The sequence below is a fragment of the Candidatus Nanopelagicales bacterium genome (assembly GCA_018003655.1).
Classification (GTDB): domain Bacteria; phylum Actinomycetota; class Actinomycetes; order S36-B12; family UBA10799; genus JAGNDY01.
In genome coordinates, this window is record JAGNDY010000041.1 from 1 (window position 1) to 17664 (window position 17664).

Here is a 17664-nt window from a genome sequence, read left to right on the forward strand (position 1 = left end):
AATACGCGGAAACATGAGTCGGCTCGAGCGTTACGGCCACATCGAGGGATCGCTGCCAATCCTCGTCCGACTCCCCGGGTGTCCCGTAGATGAGGTCGACGCTGATCTCCTCGAAGCCCGCCGATTTCGCCCAACCAACTGCCTCCACCGTTCGGCCGGGGGTGTGTTCCCGATCCAGCACACGCAGGACATGCTCCACTGCGCTCTGCATCCCAAAGCTGATCCGGGTGAACCCGCCCTCGCGCAACTCACTGAGCGATTGGGTGGTGACGGTCTCCGGATTTGCCTCGGTTGTGATCTCTGCGTCACGAGCCAACCCAAACGAGGTGTCGATCGCCTCGAGCACCGCCACCAATTCTGCGGACTTGAGCATGGTCGGTGTCCCGCCGCCCACGAAGACGGTCGACACGGGAACCTGTGAATCGGCCAGCATGCGTCGCGCCAGCGCGATCTCCGCCCGCGTATCACCGACGAACGAACCCGGGCTTGCGCCTTCCAGCGCACCGGGAACGTAGGTGTTGAAGTCGCAATAGCCGCACCGGCTACGACACCAGGGCACGTGCACGTACACGCCGAAGGGGCGCCGCCCAAACCCGGATATTTCCGGGAGGACAGACGCCCCTTCGCTCGTTTGTGCGAACAGCGCGAGCTACTAGCTGTAGAGCGAGTTCAGCAAATCGCTGTACCGCTCCTCGACGACCTTGCGCTTGACCTTCAGGCTGGGCGTGAGTTCGCCCTCGTCGACGGTGAAGTCTCGGTCGAGGATCTCAAACTTCTTGATGGTCTCCCACTTGTTGAGTCCGGAGTTGAGTTGATCAACGGAGGACTGGATGTAGGCGATCATGTCGGGATCCTTGCTCAGTGACGTGAGGTCGGTCGACTTGCCATGTTCGGTCGCCCACTTCGCCGCAGCATCGGGATCCAGCGTGATGAGCGCGCTGGCGAACTTGCGGTTGTTGGCGTGAACCACCATGTTTCCGGCGATGCCACAGACAGCCTTGAACTGGCTCTCGATCGCCGACGGAGCGATGTACTTACCACCGGAGGTCTTGACCAGGTCCTTCTTGCGGTCGGTGATCTTGACCCGGCCCATGGCGTCGATCTCGCCGATATCGCCGGTGGCGAAGTACCCGTCACCGACGAACACCTCAGCGGTGGCGTCGGGCTTATTGTGGTAGCCACGCATAACGCCGCCGCCCTTGATCAAGATTTCACCGTCGGCGGCAATCTTGACCTCTGTTGCTGGCAGCGGCTCACCAACTGTGCCGAACTTGATGTTGTCCGGGCGAACGATTGACGTAGCGGCACTGGTCTCGGTGAGGCCATAGCCCTCAAGGATCGGCATGCCGATGATGTTGAACCACTCGGCAATCTCGCTGGACAGAGCCGCCGATCCGCTGATGAAGTAGCGAACATGCCCGCCGAGGCGGTCGCGAATCTTCGAGAAGACGAGCTTGTCGGCGATTCCGAACTGAGCACCAAGCAGACCGCCCGGCGCCTTGCCATTGGCAAGTTCAGCGTCCTTGTAACGCTTGCCGACTCCAAAAGCCCAAGGGATGATCTTGGCCTTGGCGCCAGACTCGCTGGCGAACTGACCCTGCACACCCGCGTAGACCTTCTCAAAAATGCGGGGAACCCCTGCCATGAAGGTTGGCTGGACGACTGGCAAATTCTCTACGATCTTGGGAACGCGACCGTCGACTGCAGTGACGAAGCCGATCTGCAGCTGCGTGGCAATGAGCACGCTGCCGAAGACGTGGGCGAGCGGCAGCCACAAGAACTGCACGTCATCGACGTGGATGACATCGAGGCCGTCCAGTCCAGCTCCGATGTAACCCCAGTTGCCCTGGGTGAGTTCGACGCCCTTGGGCTTGCCCGTCGTACCCGACGTGTAGATCAGGGTCGCCAGCAGCTCTGGAGTGACTTGAGCTGAGCGATTCTTGACCACATCTGGTTCGGCCTTGAGCTTCTCTTTGCCCAACTCACGCAGGGCGTCCATGGTGATGACCCAATCGCCGTCTTCAGCGACTGGTTCACCCTTCATGAGGATGATCTTGCGTAGGTCGGGAAGCTCTGAGCGCTTGGCACGCACCTTGGCGACCTGGGACTCGTCCTGGGCGAACAGGAGCCGGCTGTCTGAGTCGCTAAGGATGTAGGCAACGTCTTCGGCACCGGTGGAGGCGTAAACGGTGGTTACCGCACCACCGGCAACCGCAACTGCCAGATCTGCCAGCACCCAGTCGAGGCTGGTTTCCGCGGCGATTCCCACCCGCTGCTCCAGCTCACAGCCCAGCGCGATCAGGCCAGCGGCAAGGTCGTTGACGTCGTCGCCGGTTTCCTTCCACGTCGTGGTGGCCCAGTTGCCGTCGTCGGTGGGGGCGCGGAATGCCTCGCGTGAGGGCGTCGCCTCGACACGATTGATGAAGAGTTGCGTCAGAGTCGGGGTGACTGCAGGCAGTTTTTCCCGACCAGTGGTTGTTGAAGCCATACCGGAGCTTCCTCCTGTGTTGCAGATGGGGAATCGATGGCGTCGCTCATCGATTTGGAACGGTCGACACTCACCATATTGTGAGTTAGGCAACTCTGCCGAACATATCGCAAGTCTGCAACCCGATCACGCAGGACCGGCGTCAAACTCCTCGTGGCTGCCCTGCCATGTGGCTTCGGGCCTGTTTCTCGCTGCCTAGTGCTTGCCAGAGTCTTCACTCGTTGAGAGCGCGGCGATGAACGCCTCTTGCGGGACCTCCACCCGGCCGACGGTCTTCATCCGCTTCTTGCCCTCTTTCTGCTTCTCCAGCAGTTTTCGCTTGCGACTGATGTCACCGCCATAACACTTGGCCAGTACGTCCTTGCGGATCGCTCGAATGGTTTCCCGCGCAATGATCCGGGCACCGATGGCCGCCTGAATGGGGACTTCGAACTGCTGCCGCGGAATGAGTTCGCGAAGTTTCGAGGCCATGCTGACGCCGTAGGGATAGGCCTTGTCTCGGTGGACGACTGCACTGAACGCGTCGACCGTCTCCCCTTGCAAGAGGATGTCAACTTTCACAAGGTCGGCAACCTGCTCACCCGAGCTCTCGTAGTCCAGAGACGCGTAGCCCTTGGTTCGGGACTTGAGTTGGTCGAAGAAGTCGAAGACGATCTCCGCCAGCGGCAGGGTGTAGCGCAACTCCACCCGATCGGCGGATAGGTAGTCCATCCCGAGCATGGTTCCGCGCCGGGTCTGACACAACTCCATGATTGCCCCGATGAAGTCGCTGGGGGCCAGGATCGTTGCCCGAACGATCGGCTCGTGAACCTCGGAGATCTTGCCGTCGGGAAACTCACTTGGATTGGTGACGACGTGCTCAGTCCCGTCATCCATGATCACTCGATAGACGACGTTGGGTGCGGTGGAGATGAGCTCCAAATCGAACTCGCGTTCAAGCCGCTCGCGCACGATCTCTAGGTGAAGCAGACCGAGGAAACCGCAGCGGAAGCCGAATCCGAGTGCGACCGAGGACTCAGGTTCGAAGACCAGCGCCGCATCGTTGAGCTTGAGCTTGTCCAGGGCGTCTCGCAACTCCGGGAAGTCCGACCCATCGAGGGGATACAGGCCAGAGAAGACCATGGGTTTGGGGTCGCGGTATCCGCCCAACGCCTGCTTCGCCGGATTGCTGGTGACCGTGATGGTGTCGCCAACGCGGGATTGACGAACGTCTTTGACGCCCGTGATCAGGTAGCCAACCTCACCGACCCCGAGGGCCTTGCTGGCAATCGGCTCGGGCGAGATAACCCCGACCTCAAGGGCCTCATGCGTCGATTTGGTACTCATCATCTGAACACGGTCGCGGTGCGCGAGCCTTCCGTCGATGACCCGAACGTAAGTGACAACGCCGCGGTAGGAGTCGTAGACCGAGTCAAAGATCAACGCTCGCGATGGGGCATCCGGGTCGCCGATCGGAGACGGTATCTGTTCCACGGCGAGGTTCAGTAACTCCTCCACCCCCTCGCCCGTCTTGGCACTGACCCGAAGAACGTCCTCCGGTTGGCAGCCGATGATGTGGGCTAGCTCAGCGGCATACTTCTCCGGCTGGGCTGCTGGCAGGTCAATCTTGTTCAGAACCGGAATGACCTGCAGGTCGTTTTCCAACGCGAGGTACAGGTTGGCCAGTGTCTGGGCTTCGATGCCCTGAGCAGCGTCAACGAGAAGGATGGCACCCTCACAGGCCGCGAGGCTCCGCGAGACCTCGTAGGTGAAGTCGACGTGTCCAGGCGTATCGATCAGGTTCAATACGTAAGTGATGCCGTCTGAAGCGGTGAAGGGCAGTCGTACGGCTTGAGACTTAATGGTGATTCCACGTTCGCGCTCGATGTCCATGCGGTCGAGATACTGCGCCCGCATCTGCCGCGCATCAACAACACCAGTTAGCTGCAACATGCGGTCTGCCAGCGTCGACTTGCCGTGGTCAATGTGGGCAATGATGCAGAAGTTGCGGATCAACGCCGGCGGTGTACTACCGGGTCCTGGTGCATTCACACGGGCAATCGTCGCATCCCGGCTCGCGGCAACGGTGGCCAACCGAGGGGGTGGGCGCGCTATCTTGACTCACCGGGTACTCTTGAGGACTAGGTAAGACCTATCTCCGTCAGATTCAAATCAGTGACGGCTGCATGTGCCGCCGATCGCAGACTTGAAGAAACCTCCTCTATCACAGCGAGCGTGGATTAACCGTGGCCAATATCAAGTCCCAGATCAAGCGCATCAAGACCAATAACGCGCGTCACGAGCGCAACAAAGCGGTCAAGAGCGAACTGAAGACTTCCGTGCGCCGCGTTCATGAAGCCGCCGCCGAGGGAGATACCGCGAAGCTCGAGCAGGCAGCGCGTCACGCCACTCGAGAGCTAGACAAAGCCGTGAGCAAGGGCGTCATTCACAAGAACCAGGCCGCGAATCGCAAGTCGGCTATCGACAAGGCCGCAGCCGCCAAGTAGCCGGTTAGCGCTTACCGAGGTTGGTCACGGCCTGCTCCATCAGCAGACCCTTCTGAACCGGCTCGAGTTGGTCGCCCTCTCGCAGGCCACCTTTCACCGCCGCATCAAGTCCACCGAGGACGAGCATGGCTTTGGCCAGGTCAACCGTGTGCCATCGGCGAGCCTGACTTCGGAGGACCTTGAGTTTCCAGGTGGGCACTCGAACCTCAATCGCCAGATCCCGATCCGACATACCGGTAGGCGCCGCATCCAGGGCAATGACCTGACGAATCCGGTTTGCCAACGAGGCGACCGTGGCCGGTCCCAACCTCGCACCCTCGGTGCCCTCGGCGAGGCGAAGCAACCGCAGCGCCTGGGAGCTTTTCTTGTCCAGCACCGCATCGGCGATTTGAAACCCGGTGACCTCAACCGTGCCACCGAAATAGCGGGTGACAGCATCGCCGTCGATCTGGTTGCCCTCAATGTCGCTAGCCAATTGGGCACATGCGGAGGCAAGCGCCCGGACATCGCTACCCACCGCTCCGATCAATAGGGCTTGTGCCTCCGGACTCATCCGGACCTTGTTACGCCGCGCCTCAGCGGAGACGAACTCCGCTACTGCGCGCCCTTTGACCTCGGGGCAGTCGACTCGGCGGCTAGCCAGAGCGGCCAGTCGATCGATGATCTTCTTGCCCCTTGCGCCACCGGCGTGCAACACGACCATCGCCACGCCATCAGTTGGCTCCGCGGCGAAGCCCGCGATCGCCTGCAGTGCGCCATCGTCAGCACTTTCCACCTTGTCGACGATGACCACTGAGCCGCCACCGAACAACGTCGGAGAGCAGGCTTCGGCGATGGTTCCGGCCGCGCCGGCCTCTGTGCAATCGATGGTGCGGCGTTCGGTATCCGGGTCGGCCCGGCGAGCGGCGGAAAGGACCTCGTCAACGGCACGCTCGGCGAGCAACTGTTCTGGTCCCACGACAAGTGTCAATGTGGGTACCTGAGAGCTAGTAGTCATCGCCCAAAGCATCCCACGGTAGGCGCTACTGCGTGCGCCGGGTGACCATTCCCGCACGTCCATCAGCGGTGGTCACCACTGCGATGTCACCGCCGGTATCCGTACGGCCGACGAGCGCTCCAGTTGCCTGCCACGCATCGATGGTCACCGGTGAGGGGTGGCCGTACCCATTGCCGACGCCAGCCGATGCGATGGCTATGCGCGCATCAGTCCAGTTGATCAAGCGAGGACTCTGGTTTCTCGAGCCGTGATGGGGAATCTTGACGACATCCAATGCCTGCGGTGTGCCCGAGTTGATCAATTGCTCCTGGGCAGCGGGTTCAAGATCTCCCGGCACGAGGATCCGAAGGTCGCCGGCCTCAATCAGCAAAGTGACCGAGGCGTTGTTCGGGTCCGAGCCTTGTCCACGCAGGACGCGCTGCGGCCACAGCACCTGATACCGGGCCGACCCGACCGTGGCTTGCTCACCGACCGCAGCAACCTCCGGACCCAGTTGCTGCTCCGCGAGCCAACCCGTGACCCGGCGCACCTCACCCGCAGGTTCAGCCAGTGGGCTGACCAGAACCCGGCCGATGCTTCGATCGCGCAGCAGCCCGGGCAAACCCTCGACGTGATCGGCATGGAAGTGAGTCAGCACCAGCAGATCAATAGCAACGATCCCGAGGTCGGACAGGCAACGATCGACTGATCGTGGATCCGGACCGGCATCGATGACGATCGCGTGCTGCGGTCGTGTTCCTATCACGGTGGAGTCACCCTGACCAACGTCGCAGAACACCGCAGACCAGCGCGGCGGCGGCCACGCGCCGGTGGCAACTGTCGACCGCAGCGCGATGGCGATTGCGAGCGCAGCCGCTCCAAACAGAGCCAGCAGTCGGCGCGATGGCGACCGCCGGATCAACCACCAACCGACGACAATGCCGACGATCACCAGCACTGCCCCCAGGAGACCCTGCGGCCACGGAAGGACGGCCCACGTCACCGTCGCACAGGCGCGCGCGACCATCGCGATCCACTCGGTGGCGATACCTGCGGCCCACGCCAGCCTGGCGGCCACGTCTGGGCGCCAGGGAGCGACCAACGCGGTGATGATGCCGATCACCGTGGCTGGCGGAACCGCCGGGGTTGCGAGGAGATTGGCTGGAATGCCAATCAACGGCAGCCCGCCACCGATCGCGGCCACCAGCGGGGCCGTCGCGATTTGGGCTGCGACCGTGATTCCCACCGCATCCCGGACGAACCCGCGAAACCTACTGAGGTCGTCTCGATTCCGAGCGAACTGGGCGTAAACCACCAGGCCGAGGGTCGCCGCCACGGACAACGCAAAACCCAACGAGAGCGACAGCCACGGGTCGATCAACAGGAGGATGACGACGCTGGCTGCCAACACCGCGCCGGGGGCCCGCGATCTGCCCGTGGTCAGCGCTACCAACGCAATGCCACCCATGACGGCTGCCCGGAGCACACTGGCTTCAGGCCCGACGACCCCCACGAAACCCACTAGTGCCAGTCCCGCCAGCACAGCCGAAACACGCCGCGGCAGCCGCAGGGACCGGCACATGAGCAGCACGCCGCCGGTTGCGATCGCCAGATTGCTGCCACTGACGGCGGTGAGGTGACTCATGCCCACGCGACGCATGTCGGCAATCAAGTCCGGTGGCATCTGGCTCTCGTCGCCGACGACCAATCCGGGAAGCAGCCCTTGTGAATCCGGCGCGAGTCCAGCGGCGGCGTGGATCATCGACACGCGGATCGTTTGGGCGATCCGGTTCCATCCGCTGGCACCCTGGACGGCCATCGGCGGACCTCGCAGGGACACCATGGCCGCACTTGGCTGACCGGGCCACGGTGACCGCAGGACTGCCAGTGCGCGCATCCGTGCGCCCGGCACTGGTGTCGCGCTCGAAGATCCCGCTGACTGAGCTTGCTCACCGTCAGACGGAGTGGCGGTGGACGACACAGTCACCGGCACCCGAAGTGCCCAGGTGCTGCTGGCCGCACTGAGCTGGTGCAGGGTTGCCGCTGCGGTCCATCGACGGCCCACACCGGGTCCACCGAACGAGGTCGTGATGTCGCTGAATTTGGGCGTTGATGTGAGCGTGTATTCGACCGTCACGTGCGCCCCTCGGCTCACCAGCTCAGCCAGTGGGGGCGCGCGCAACGGCGCGGTGCGCAACCCCGCCAAAGCTGCTCCGACGATCACCGTCGTCACGCCCAAGGCGACCACCAACCGAGTCGTGGGTCGCCGCCAAGCGATGACGGTAACGAGAAGAAGCAACGCACCAGCGACGACCAGTGACCCGGTGCGGTACTGGGAGGCGCCAGGGTCGGACAGCGCCAAGACGCCCGCCTCCGACAGCCACAGGCAGGCAGCAATGGGAACCATGCGCAGTTCGCGAGGTGAGTTTCCGCGCTGATCCGAACGTCGGATGAATGATTCGAACTCGACGACGGCCAACGCGCTACACCCGCACGAGCGGCGCTAGGCCGGCGAATGTCACCTCACCGATTCCGGGCACCTCGCGCAACTGATCGACGCTGCGGAATCCGCCGTTGCTCTCTCGGTAGTCGATGATCTTCTGCGCCGTGACCGGACCGATGCGCGGCAGCACCTCCAGTTCCGTACTCGAGGCACGATTGATGTCCACCTTGGCCGTCGATGACCCCGCACCACCGGAAGAACCGGCCGCCGACCCCGGTCCGGTCGAATCTGCGCCGGGCTTGGCTGACACATCGATCTGTTCGCCGTCTTCAAGCGTTCTCGCGAGATTGATGGAGGTCCTTCCGCGCGCCAAGCCCCCAGCCGCGGCGATCGCGTCGGACACCCTGGAGCCGGTGGGTAGCCGGACGATGCCCGGCCGACGGACTCGACCGACAACATCAACGATGACGACCGTCGGCTCAGCGGTTGGCGACCCACTGACCAACGGTGTTGCCAGGCCGCTGCCGACCCCGGTCGCATCAGGGAGAGGGTTGCCAGCCACCGCGACGCTGGGCGCGACAGCGACTTCGGTCGGCTGACCGCGCCAGACCAGGAATGCGACGAGGCCGACAACACCGGCCATCACGGCAACTGCCAGTCGTGCGGCCCGAAATTCCCACAGGATCCGAGCACGTTCGATCAGCGAGGGTGGGTCGAAGTCTGCGTGGAACGGCTCGCTCATGACTGCCAACGTAGGCAGGAGTAGGTGCCGCTGCGGTCAGCCAACGGCGCGCAGTGGAGAAGCCGGGCAGCTAACTATTCTGTGGATTGCCACCGTCGGGTCCAGGCACCGGGGTCTGCACTGTCGGGCTACGCAGCCGCTGCCAAGCCTCGCGAATATTGCGACCGTGCCGGATGATCACAAGTAGACCGATCAAGACCCCGATGACCGTCATCTCCGAGTCGTTGCGGTCGAGGATGGCAGTGACGATCAACGCCAGCGCAGCAGCGACACTGGCGATCCCGGTACGCCGCACGATCACGAATACCACGGCGAAAACCACCAAGACCGGAACGAGCCAGATCGGTTCGGCCGCCAAGAGGACGCCAATGGTGGTCGCGACGCCCTTGCCCCCCTTGCCCTTCAGGAACGGCGAGGTCATATGACCAAGGATCGACATGAAGCCGGCGAAGGCACCCAGTTCCGGCGTGACCAGCCAAGTGAAGAGCAGCACCGCCACGACACCCTTGAGCAGGTCCAGCAAGAGAACAAGCGCACCGGTCTTGCGGCCCATGACCCGACCGGCGTTTGTCGCACCAGGATTGCCGGAACCTAGTTGGTGAAGATCGATCCCACGCGCTCGGGCAATGATCGACGCGGGATTGATCGCGCCGATGAAGTAGCCCCCGATGGCCGCGACCGGCAGCCACCACAGGGAGAAACCAGTCACGCTCGCGCGATTCTTGGCACCACCGCGACTGACACCATGCCGGGACCCACATGAGCACCAACCACCGCGCCGATCTCGATAGGCACGATGTCGAGATCCGGGACCCGCTCGGAGATCGTCGCCGCCAACTGTTCGGCCTTGTCCACCGCATCGATGTGCTGCACCGCAACGTCAACGCCGTGGTCCGCCCGCTCGATGAGTTCAATGGCCAGCTCCGCCAGTCGGTTCAATGCCCTTCCCGTCGTCCGGGCCTTCTCCAGCATTGCGACGCGGCCGTCCTCGACGTGCAGGATCGGCTTCACACGTAAGGCTGTGCCGAAGGCGGCTGCGGCTTTGCCCATGCGTCCGCCACGGCGCAGATACTCCAACGTATCAACGTAGAAGAGGACGTCTGAAGCAACCGCTCGCGATGTGATCGCCTCGGCGACTGCTTCCATGTCGGCACCTTGTTCAGCCAACTCAGCTCCGGTGATGCAGGCGAACCCCAAGGCCATCGACAGGGTTCGGGAGTCGACCACCTCGACCGGCATCGGCGCTTCCTGCGCGGCTAGCAGAGCGGTCTCGAACGTGCCTGACAGATCGCTGGACAGGTGCGCACTCACCACGGCGTCGGCCCCGCCCTCGACCGCCTGTCCCCATGCCTTAAGGAAATCCGCCGGTGACGGGCGAGAAGTACTGACGACTTGCCAGTCGCGCAGAGCCTCGGCCACCTCGGCGGTCGTGATGTCGACGCCTTCGCTGTAGGCCCGGCCACTGACAATCACCTGGACCGGAACCTTGCGGATGTGGTGGTCGAGCGCCACCTGGGTTGGCAGGTAGGAGGTTGAATCGGTGACAACAGCAACACGAGGGCTCATGGTCGCCAGGCTAGCTAAGCGGGCACGACGTTGACTAATTTCGGAGCCCGAACGATCACTCTGCGAGGTTCGCGACCAGCCAGAGCCTTGACCACCGCTTCGCTACCAAGCGCCAGCGTCTCGAGTTCACCATCGGAGATATCTGGCGGGACGTCCAAGCGAGCCCGCACCTTTCCCGATATCTGCACGACGCAGACCACGGAGTCCTCCACCAGTAAGTCCTGATCAACCGCCGGCCAACCGGCTAACGCCACACACGGCAAGTGTCCAAGCCGATCCCACATGTCTTCGGCGGTGTACGGAGCGACGAGCGACAGCATGATCGCGACCGCCTCAACACCTTCGCGAACAGCGGGATCGGCGGGTCCACAACCGGAGTCGATGGCTTTGCGGATGGCGTTGACTAACTCCATTGTCTTGGCCACCGCAACGTTGAAGCGATGAACCTCCACTGCGCGCTGGGCCTCGTGCATCATTCGGTGAGTGACTTTTCGCAGCGCGAGGTCACCGGTGGTGGGGTCAGATCCTGGATCGGAGGTGACGTCGGCGGCCAACCGCCAGGCGCGCGCCAGGAACTTCTTGGCTCCCGCCGGCGAGACGTCTGCCCAGTCAATGTCGTCTTCGGGTGGACCGGCGAAGACCATGGTCAGGCGAACCGCGTCGACGCCGTGTTCGTTGAGCTCGTCGGACAGCCGCACCAGGTTGCCACGAGACTTGCTCATTGCTGACCCGTCCATCTGCACCATGCCCTGATTCAGCAGGCGATCGAACGGTTCTGTGACGGTCAGCAGATCCATGTCGTGGAGCACCTTGGTGAAGAAGCGTGCGTAGAGCAGGTGCAGGATCGCGTGCGTGACGCCACCGACGTATTGGTCGACCGGCAGCCACTTGGCTGCCTCAGCAGGATCGAATGCCACGTGCTCGTCGTGTGGATCGAGGAAACGCAGGAAGTACCACGATGAATCGAAGAAGGTGTCCATGGTGTCGGCATCGCGACGAGCTGGCCCGTTGCAGGCCGGGCAGTCGACGTTGACCCAATCCTCCGCCGCACCCAACGGCGATGTCCCCTTGGGCGACAGGTCGAGTTCGGACGCTGGTGGGAGCGTCACCGGCAACTGGTCCAGCGGCACGGGAACCTCGCCACAGGAACCACAGTGGATGATCGGGATCGGGGTCCCCCAGTAGCGCTGGCGGGAGATCAGCCAGTCGCGCAGGCGGTAGTTCACCGCGGCGTGGCCTCGGCCCTCCTCAGTCAACTGTGCAGTAATCACATCAATCGCCTCGGTCTTACCGAGACCGTCGAGCGAGCCCGAATTGATGTGCAAGCCATCGTCAGCCGTGGCCTCGCCGGTACTCGCAGGGTCGCCGTCTGACTCAACGACGACGCGAACCGGCAGATCGAACGTGCGCGCAAACTCGAGGTCGCGCTGATCGTGTGCGGGTACCGCCATGACCGCGCCGGTGCCGTAGTCGGCCAGCACGTAGTCGGAGGCGTAGACCGGCAGGCGCTCGCCGTTGACCGGGTTGATCGCGTATCGGTGCAAGAAGACACCAGTCTTGGGTCGATCAGTCGCCAGTCGATCGATGTCGGTGACCTTCTTGACTTCAGCCAGATAGTCGTCGAACTCGGTTTCGGCCGGGCCACCCGCCGCGAGCTCGGCGGCGAGTTCGGAATCAGCGGCAACCACAAAGAACGTCGCGCCGTACAGCGTGTCCGGGCGAGTTGTGTAGACGGTGACCGGCTCCTCGCGTCCCTCGATCTGGAACACAACGTTGGCGCCGGTCGAGCGACCAATCCAGTTGCGCTGCATGAGCAGGACTTTCTCGGGCCAGTTGCCTTCCAACTGGCTCATGTCATCGAGCAGACGATCGGCGTAGTCGGTGATGCGCAGGTACCACTGGTTCAGCTTCTTCTTGGTGACCAAGGAATCGCAGCGCTCGCAACGCCCGCCGACGACCTGCTCATTGGCCAACACCGTCTGATCAGTGGGACACCAATTGACCGCACTGTCCTTGCGGTAGGCCAGTCCACGGTCGTAAAGCTGCAGGAAGAGCCACTGGTTCCAGTGGTAGTACTGCGGGTCGCAGGTGTTGAGTACCCGATCCCAGTCAAACGAGCAGGCGTAGCGGCGCATCGACGCCTTCTGGGTGGCGATGTTGTCGTAGGTCCACTTGGCCGGATCTTCGCCATGCTTAATCGCGGCATTCTCGGCGGGTAGTCCAAATGCATCCCAGCCGATTGGATGCATGACGTTGTACCCACGCTGAACCCAGTACCGGGCGATCACGTCCCCGAGCGCGTACGCCTCCGCATGACCCATGTGGAGGTCGCCCGACGGGTAGGGAAACATGTCCAGCACGTACTTCTTTGGCCGATCGTCGTCGGGATTGCCGGATCGGAACGGTGCCTCCTCGTCCCAGACGGGAAGCCATCGTTGCTGGATCGAGACCGGGTCGTAGTCGTCTGATTCCACTGATGCACGGGAATCTGGCGTTGTCGCAGTACTTTCAGTCACCGGACAAGGCTAGCGACTCGGCAGCCGACGCCTCCTCGGCCCCAAACCCCGCCGTTCGCAACGCATCGGCGGTAGCAGCCCCGACGAGCCGGTGGGTGAGCCAGGAGAAGTGAATCCCGTCCGGGTTGGCCGTTCCGTCCAACAGCGACGGAAGAACCAAGTCGTCCATCGTCACGCACTGGCAATCATTGCGGTCGGCCCACCTGTCCGCCGCGATAACGGCAGACTCATGGTGGGCCAGGGACGGATACGCCGGGCTCCGGTATGGCGGCGGAGTCTGCACCACCACCGGGATGTCGGCTGTGAAGTGTCGGACAACCGAGGTGATGCGTGCCAGGTAATGGTCTGTCGCCTGCTGGGGCAATTGGCGGAGTCGTCCACGGCTGGCCCGAATCACTGATGGCGACACCCGCCGATAGAGATCTCGCACCTGCCGTCGAGCCTTCGCTGGGCGGATGTACGGGATGCCATCACGCAGATACGTGGGTATCGCTGCCGGAAGATGGTCCATCCCGCCGACCGCCAACACGAGCGCATCGGCGCCCGGCAACACTTCACCCCAGACCCGCGGATCCTTGGTCACGGCCCACCACGCATCGCGCGCCGTCCACCCGAGCCGGGCGACGAGGTCCACGTTGACATCGCTTCCTAGGGCCCCGGCCATGATGTTCGGCCACAGCCGCTCGTCGGTGAGAACGTGCGGTCGATCCGGCCCGTGATAGGTCAACGAATCACCAATCACCAACACATTCCTGCTCACCCGAGGCACCCTACGCACTCGCGCGCGGTCCGGGCGGTTGGGCTAGACTCGGCGGGCCGCAGATACCGATGGCGGACTTCCGGGGCCATAGCTCAGCTGGTAGAGCACTTGCCTGGCAGGCAAGGGGTCAGGGGTTCGAATCCCCTTGGCTCCACGGAAAGAGGAACCCCCTGTTCGCAGGGGGTTCCTCTGCATTGGACGGGAAAAACCGCGGGTCGTCATCGCGGACTGCTCGCGCGAAGCGCACGACGGGCGGCCTGCACGGCGCTGTCGCCGTAGCCCCCGCCAAAGAGCACCGCGTGGACGAGCAACGGATACACCTGATGCAGCGCAACCCTGGCGCGCCAGCCGGGCGCCAGCGGAGTGACGGATTGGTATCCGGCCAGTATCTGGTCGAGGTGGGGCGCATCAAAGAGGGCGAGCATCGCCAGATCAGTTTCCGGGTGGCCACCGTGGGCAGCTGGATCGATCAGCCATCCACGTAGCTCGCCCGAGCCGTCCGGCGCCCAGAGTAGGTTCCCCGTCCAGAGATCGCCGTGCAGGCGAGCCGGCCGGGCCGGCGGCCCACAAACGGTTGGATCGTCACGGGAAAGCCGATCGTTGAGTTCATCGAAGACGGCGCAATCGGCCGCATCGAGGTGCCCTCGGGCAACCGCAAGCGACAGATACGGCGCAACCCGCAATTGCGCGTACATCGGGCCAAAGGATCCGTAGTCGCCGTAGGCCATCGGCAGGTCCGCGATCCACCCGCTGCCAGGCGCATGTGGCGGCGGTGCGCCGAAGGTCTTCGCACCCGCCCGATGAGTCCGAGCGAGATCTGCTCCAAACCGCGCAGCCGCAGCGACGGTCGGGCTGTTATCCGGGACTCGATCAACGCAGATGCTTTCGGTGGTCACCTCACGCACGCATGGCACCGGCGCACCATCGGCGACGGCCAGCCAACGCAGTCCAGCCGCCTCGGCGGTGAAGTACTCCGCCGGAACACCGGCTCGAGTCTTACGCCAAACCTCGCCATGCTCCCCATCGGATACCACCGTGACCCCCTCTGACAGAGTGCAGGAATGTATCAATTCGCTCGACGTCGCCGCCACATCACCGTTGGCCTGATGGCAATGATCGTCGGCTCACTGGTGCTCACCGCCTGCTCCACCGCCAACACCGGGGAGGCCGACTCGTCGGCAAGCCCCACCGCCTGCGATCCGCAGAAGCCAGCGAACCCCGGCACGACGGATCAGACCATCACGATTGGCGGCAAACCCCGCACCTATGTGCAAAGCATTCCCAGCGGCTACGACGGACGCAAGCCGCTTCCCATCGTCATGACTTTCCATGGTCGGGGATCCTCGGCCCAGGCGCAACTGGCCCTGACCGGTCTTGAGCAGCAGTCGAATAAGGAAGGCTACGTCCTGGTGGCACCCAACGCCACAGCCGGAGAATGGGCCTTGCCGAACACGCCGGGCCAAGCCACCGCAGACACCCGATTCGTCAGCGCGATTCTGGACAGGCTGTCGTCGTCGTACTGCGTGAATCGACAACGCACGTACGCGTCCGGACTGTCCCTTGGATCAGCTATGACTTTCGTTTTGGCGTGCGTTCCGAACCGTCAGTTCGCGGCGTTCGGAGGCGTCGGCGCCAGCTTCTATCGATCGTCATGCAACGGATCCGCTCCAGCCCCAATCATCTACTTCCACGGCACCGCCGACCCAATCGTTCCATTCGCTGGCGGCAAGGTGAACAGCAGTGGATCCCCCATCACGCGGCAGGTTGAACCCGCTGCACAGAACATGGCGGCGTGGGCGAAGCACAACAAGTGCAGTCCCGACAGCACGGACCAACGGATCGGCGAAGTGACGGAGTTCAGCTGGACCGGTTGTTCACAGGACGCCGACGTCGACTTCTACAAAGTCACCGGCGGCGGACACACGTGGCCGGGGACGGATCCAACCGTCGCCGGCTTCACCGAGTCGTTCCTCGGCAAGACAACTCAGGACGTTAACGCGAACGACTTGATGTGGCAGTTCTTCAGCAGATACGAGCTGAGTGCGGCGCCCAACTAGCGGCTGCTACTTCTCCAGCAACAGCGCCAGACGCGGGCAGTTCACGGTCGCGGTCTTGGCATGTTTACGAAGATCGTGCGGAACGTCCGTTTCGGTGCGGATTCGCTCAGCTTCCCGAAAGACCGGGTACCCCCACTCGTCGAGGTCGATGAGTTCCGGTAGCAGTTCATGGCACAGTCCGTATCCGGCGCAGCGGGTGGGATCAACTGTCATCTTCATTTCCATTCCCCTCCAGGCAATGGCGCGGGTATCGGTGCTGCCGCCGGGACTGGCAACACAGGCTTCGATGCGTGATGGAGGCAATGGCCCCGAAGGTGGGCCGCCAGGTCATCGTTGAAAACCGTCAACGCCGATCGCGCGAACCGCACAACGCCATCGGGGTGCTTGCACGCACCCCGACCCTCGACCATTCCGAGTCGGCCCGCGAGTCTGGAGAAGTCAGCATTGCTCGCTTGCCCATTCGATAGTTGTTGAAAGTCATCGGCAATTGCGCTGAGGCCAAATCTGCAGGGTCCACACTGTCCCGCGCTTTCGCCAGCCATCCAGCGCACGACCCTGGCGGTCTCGCGGATTCCGCACGTTTGCTCCGACAAGACCGTCAGGATGCCGGCACCAACCACCCCACCCACGGCGGACACAGTCTCGGGCGTCCACTCCAAGTCGGCCATCTCCGTTCCGACCCAGGCACCGCCGTAACCACCGGTGAGGAATGCCTGGATTGGCGCAGTCACTGCGCCGCAACTGGCCAAAATGTCGGCTACCGGCGTTCCGAGGGCCACCTCCAGGACCCCCGGGTTCGCGACCGCGCCAGCGACTGTCACCAGGGCCGTCCCGGGCGCTGCTGCCGAACCTTGTCGGCGATACCAGCCAGGACCGAACCGAGCGATGAGCGCAATGTTGGCCAGCGTCTCGACGTTCGACACCAGTGTGGGCTTTCCACTCGTGCCAGCGTCGAACGGGCGCTTCCCGAATACCGGTACTGCGAGTTGTCCGCCGACCCCTCGGGCCAGAGCACTCTCTTCGCTGGCGACGTACCGGTGAGGGAGCGCAATGAGTTGGACGGTGACTCCGCGCTGGGAACCAGCGGACCGCAGGGCGATCGCAGCTGCGACCACATCGCTGGCCGGGCTGCCCCGGTGCACGGCGACGTAGGCATCGCGAGCGCCGATCGCCTGAGCGGCAAGGACCAGACCATCGATTACCAAGTGGGGTGCGCTGGCCAGCAGTACGGCGTCCTTACCGCTGGCCGGTTCACCCTCCATCCCGTTACCGATCACCACGGGAACTTTGCGTCGCGTCGCCGCCGAGTCGGCCACTGCCCGCATTTTGACCGCGGTTGGAAACCAGCCGCCGCCACGTCCACGGAGTCCAGCCTCGTCGAGCGCGGCGACCAATCCATTGACGTGTCCTCGCCGGGTCGAGCCCCAATCAGGCAACTCCCCTAAGGCACTGACATGGGTGTGCCAGTTGGCTCCCCAGCCAGTCAGACGGGAGACTCCGGATGGAGCTGTCACCATGGCGTGCGACGTGTTGTTCATGCTCATCAGTAGATCCTCGCTGGCACGGCGACCCGTGCGATCGCGGTCAATGCGACCGCTCCCGCCCCGGTGAGCGCGATGGCCAATGTCAG

Annotated in this window: 15 protein-coding genes and 1 tRNA gene; 3 read left to right on the plus strand and 13 right to left on the minus strand. The window is 63.4% G+C overall.

Annotated features, from left to right (window positions below):
• From KAZ48_07070 to lepA, 3 genes are all read right to left on the minus strand, one after another.
• Window positions 1–565: radical SAM protein (locus KAZ48_07070; protein ID MBP7972546.1), on the minus strand; the 565-nt coding region annotated here is incomplete at its 3' end.
• A gap of 87 nt (window positions 566–652) precedes the next feature.
• Complete coding sequence (locus KAZ48_07075) at window positions 653–2488, minus strand: long-chain fatty acid--CoA ligase (protein MBP7972547.1); 1836 nt, start codon at window positions 2486–2488, stop codon at window positions 653–655.
• A gap of 195 nt (window positions 2489–2683) precedes the next feature.
• Window positions 2684–4519, minus strand: coding sequence for a translation elongation factor 4 (lepA, locus tag KAZ48_07080; GenBank protein ID MBP7972548.1), 1836 nt, complete (start codon window positions 4517–4519; stop codon window positions 2684–2686).
• 194 nt (window positions 4520–4713) lie between these two features.
• Here lepA and rpsT point away from each other — a divergent pair, with 194 nt between their 5' ends.
• Window positions 4714–4974 carry a 30S ribosomal protein S20 gene (rpsT, locus tag KAZ48_07085; GenBank protein ID MBP7972549.1) on the plus strand — a complete coding sequence of 87 codons (261 nt, stop codon included), beginning with the start codon at window positions 4714–4716 and terminating at the stop codon, window positions 4972–4974.
• Between the two features lie 4 nt (window positions 4975–4978).
• Here the strand turns inward: rpsT and holA are convergent, their stop codons facing one another.
• From holA to KAZ48_07120, 7 genes are all read right to left on the minus strand, one after another.
• The gene (holA, locus tag KAZ48_07090) at window positions 4979–5971 is read right to left on the minus strand and encodes a DNA polymerase III subunit delta (protein ID MBP7972550.1); all 993 of its coding nucleotides are present in this window, start codon (window positions 5969–5971) and stop codon (window positions 4979–4981) included.
• 25 nt (window positions 5972–5996) lie between these two features.
• Window positions 5997–8357, minus strand: a complete 2361-nt coding sequence (locus KAZ48_07095) for a ComEC/Rec2 family competence protein (GenBank protein ID MBP7972551.1) — start codon at window positions 8355–8357, stop codon at window positions 5997–5999.
• A 76-nt stretch (window positions 8358–8433) separates the two neighbouring features.
• Complete coding sequence (locus KAZ48_07100) at window positions 8434–9135, minus strand: ComEA family DNA-binding protein (GenBank protein MBP7972552.1); 702 nt, start codon at window positions 9133–9135, stop codon at window positions 8434–8436.
• A gap of 70 nt (window positions 9136–9205) precedes the next feature.
• Window positions 9206–9844, minus strand: coding sequence for a glycerol-3-phosphate 1-O-acyltransferase PlsY (gene plsY, locus KAZ48_07105; protein MBP7972553.1), 639 nt, complete (start codon window positions 9842–9844; stop codon window positions 9206–9208).
• Entirely contained in the window at window positions 9841–10701 is an 861-nt protein-coding gene (locus KAZ48_07110; protein MBP7972554.1) for a DegV family protein, read from the minus strand. The genes plsY and KAZ48_07110 overlap by 4 nt, the downstream gene beginning before the upstream one ends.
• Window positions 10702–10715: 14 nt before the next feature.
• Window positions 10716–13217: a leucine--tRNA ligase gene (locus KAZ48_07115; GenBank protein MBP7972555.1), complete on the minus strand. Its 2502-nt coding sequence runs from the start codon at window positions 13215–13217 to the stop codon at window positions 10716–10718.
• Window positions 13210–13977: an SGNH/GDSL hydrolase family protein gene (locus KAZ48_07120; protein MBP7972556.1), complete on the minus strand. Its 768-nt coding sequence runs from the start codon at window positions 13975–13977 to the stop codon at window positions 13210–13212. The genes KAZ48_07115 and KAZ48_07120 overlap by 8 nt, the downstream gene beginning before the upstream one ends.
• 81 nt (window positions 13978–14058) lie before the next feature.
• On the opposite strand from KAZ48_07120, the gene KAZ48_07125 reads away from it, so the two are divergent.
• Window positions 14059–14131 (plus strand) — tRNA-Ala (locus KAZ48_07125).
• Window positions 14132–14195: 64 nt separating this feature from the next.
• On the opposite strand, the gene KAZ48_07130 is transcribed toward KAZ48_07125, so the two are convergent.
• Complete coding sequence (locus KAZ48_07130; protein ID MBP7972557.1) at window positions 14196–15011, minus strand: fructosamine kinase family protein; 816 nt, start codon at window positions 15009–15011, stop codon at window positions 14196–14198.
• 27 nt (window positions 15012–15038) lie between these two features.
• Between KAZ48_07130 and KAZ48_07135 the strand changes: the two genes are divergently transcribed.
• A complete protein-coding gene (locus tag KAZ48_07135) occupies window positions 15039–16034 on the plus strand; it encodes a hypothetical protein (protein MBP7972558.1) in 996 nt (331 codons plus the stop codon).
• Between the two features lie 6 nt (window positions 16035–16040).
• Here the strand turns inward: KAZ48_07135 and KAZ48_07140 are convergent, their stop codons facing one another.
• Both KAZ48_07140 and KAZ48_07145 read right to left on the minus strand, forming a co-directional pair.
• Window positions 16041–16247: a ferredoxin gene (locus KAZ48_07140; GenBank protein ID MBP7972559.1), complete on the minus strand. Its 207-nt coding sequence runs from the start codon at window positions 16245–16247 to the stop codon at window positions 16041–16043.
• Window positions 16248–16249: 2 nt separating this feature from the next.
• Window positions 16250–17664, minus strand: a 1415-nt coding sequence (locus KAZ48_07145) for an SLBB domain-containing protein (protein ID MBP7972560.1), incomplete at its 5' end; no start/stop codon positions are given.

Bases quoted from the DNA above. Each gene is read 5' to 3' on its own strand.
- KAZ48_07075 (MBP7972547.1), bottom strand. From the start codon at position 2,488: ATGGCTTCAACAACCACTGGTCGGGAAAAACTGCCTGCAGTCACCCCG.
- holA (MBP7972550.1), bottom strand. From the start codon at position 5,971: ATGACTACTAGCTCTCAGGTACCCACATTGACACTTGTCGTGGGACCA.
- KAZ48_07095 (MBP7972551.1), bottom strand. From the start codon at position 8,357: ATGGTTCCCATTGCTGCCTGCCTGTGGCTGTCGGAGGCGGGCGTCTTG.
- KAZ48_07100 (MBP7972552.1), bottom strand. From the start codon at position 9,135: ATGAGCGAGCCGTTCCACGCAGACTTCGACCCACCCTCGCTGATCGAA.
- KAZ48_07110 (MBP7972554.1), bottom strand. From the start codon at position 10,701: ATGAGCCCTCGTGTTGCTGTTGTCACCGATTCAACCTCCTACCTGCCA.
- KAZ48_07135 (MBP7972558.1), top strand. From the start codon at position 15,039: ATGTATCAATTCGCTCGACGTCGCCGCCACATCACCGTTGGCCTGATG.
- KAZ48_07140 (MBP7972559.1), bottom strand. From the start codon at position 16,247: ATGACAGTTGATCCCACCCGCTGCGCCGGATACGGACTGTGCCATGAA.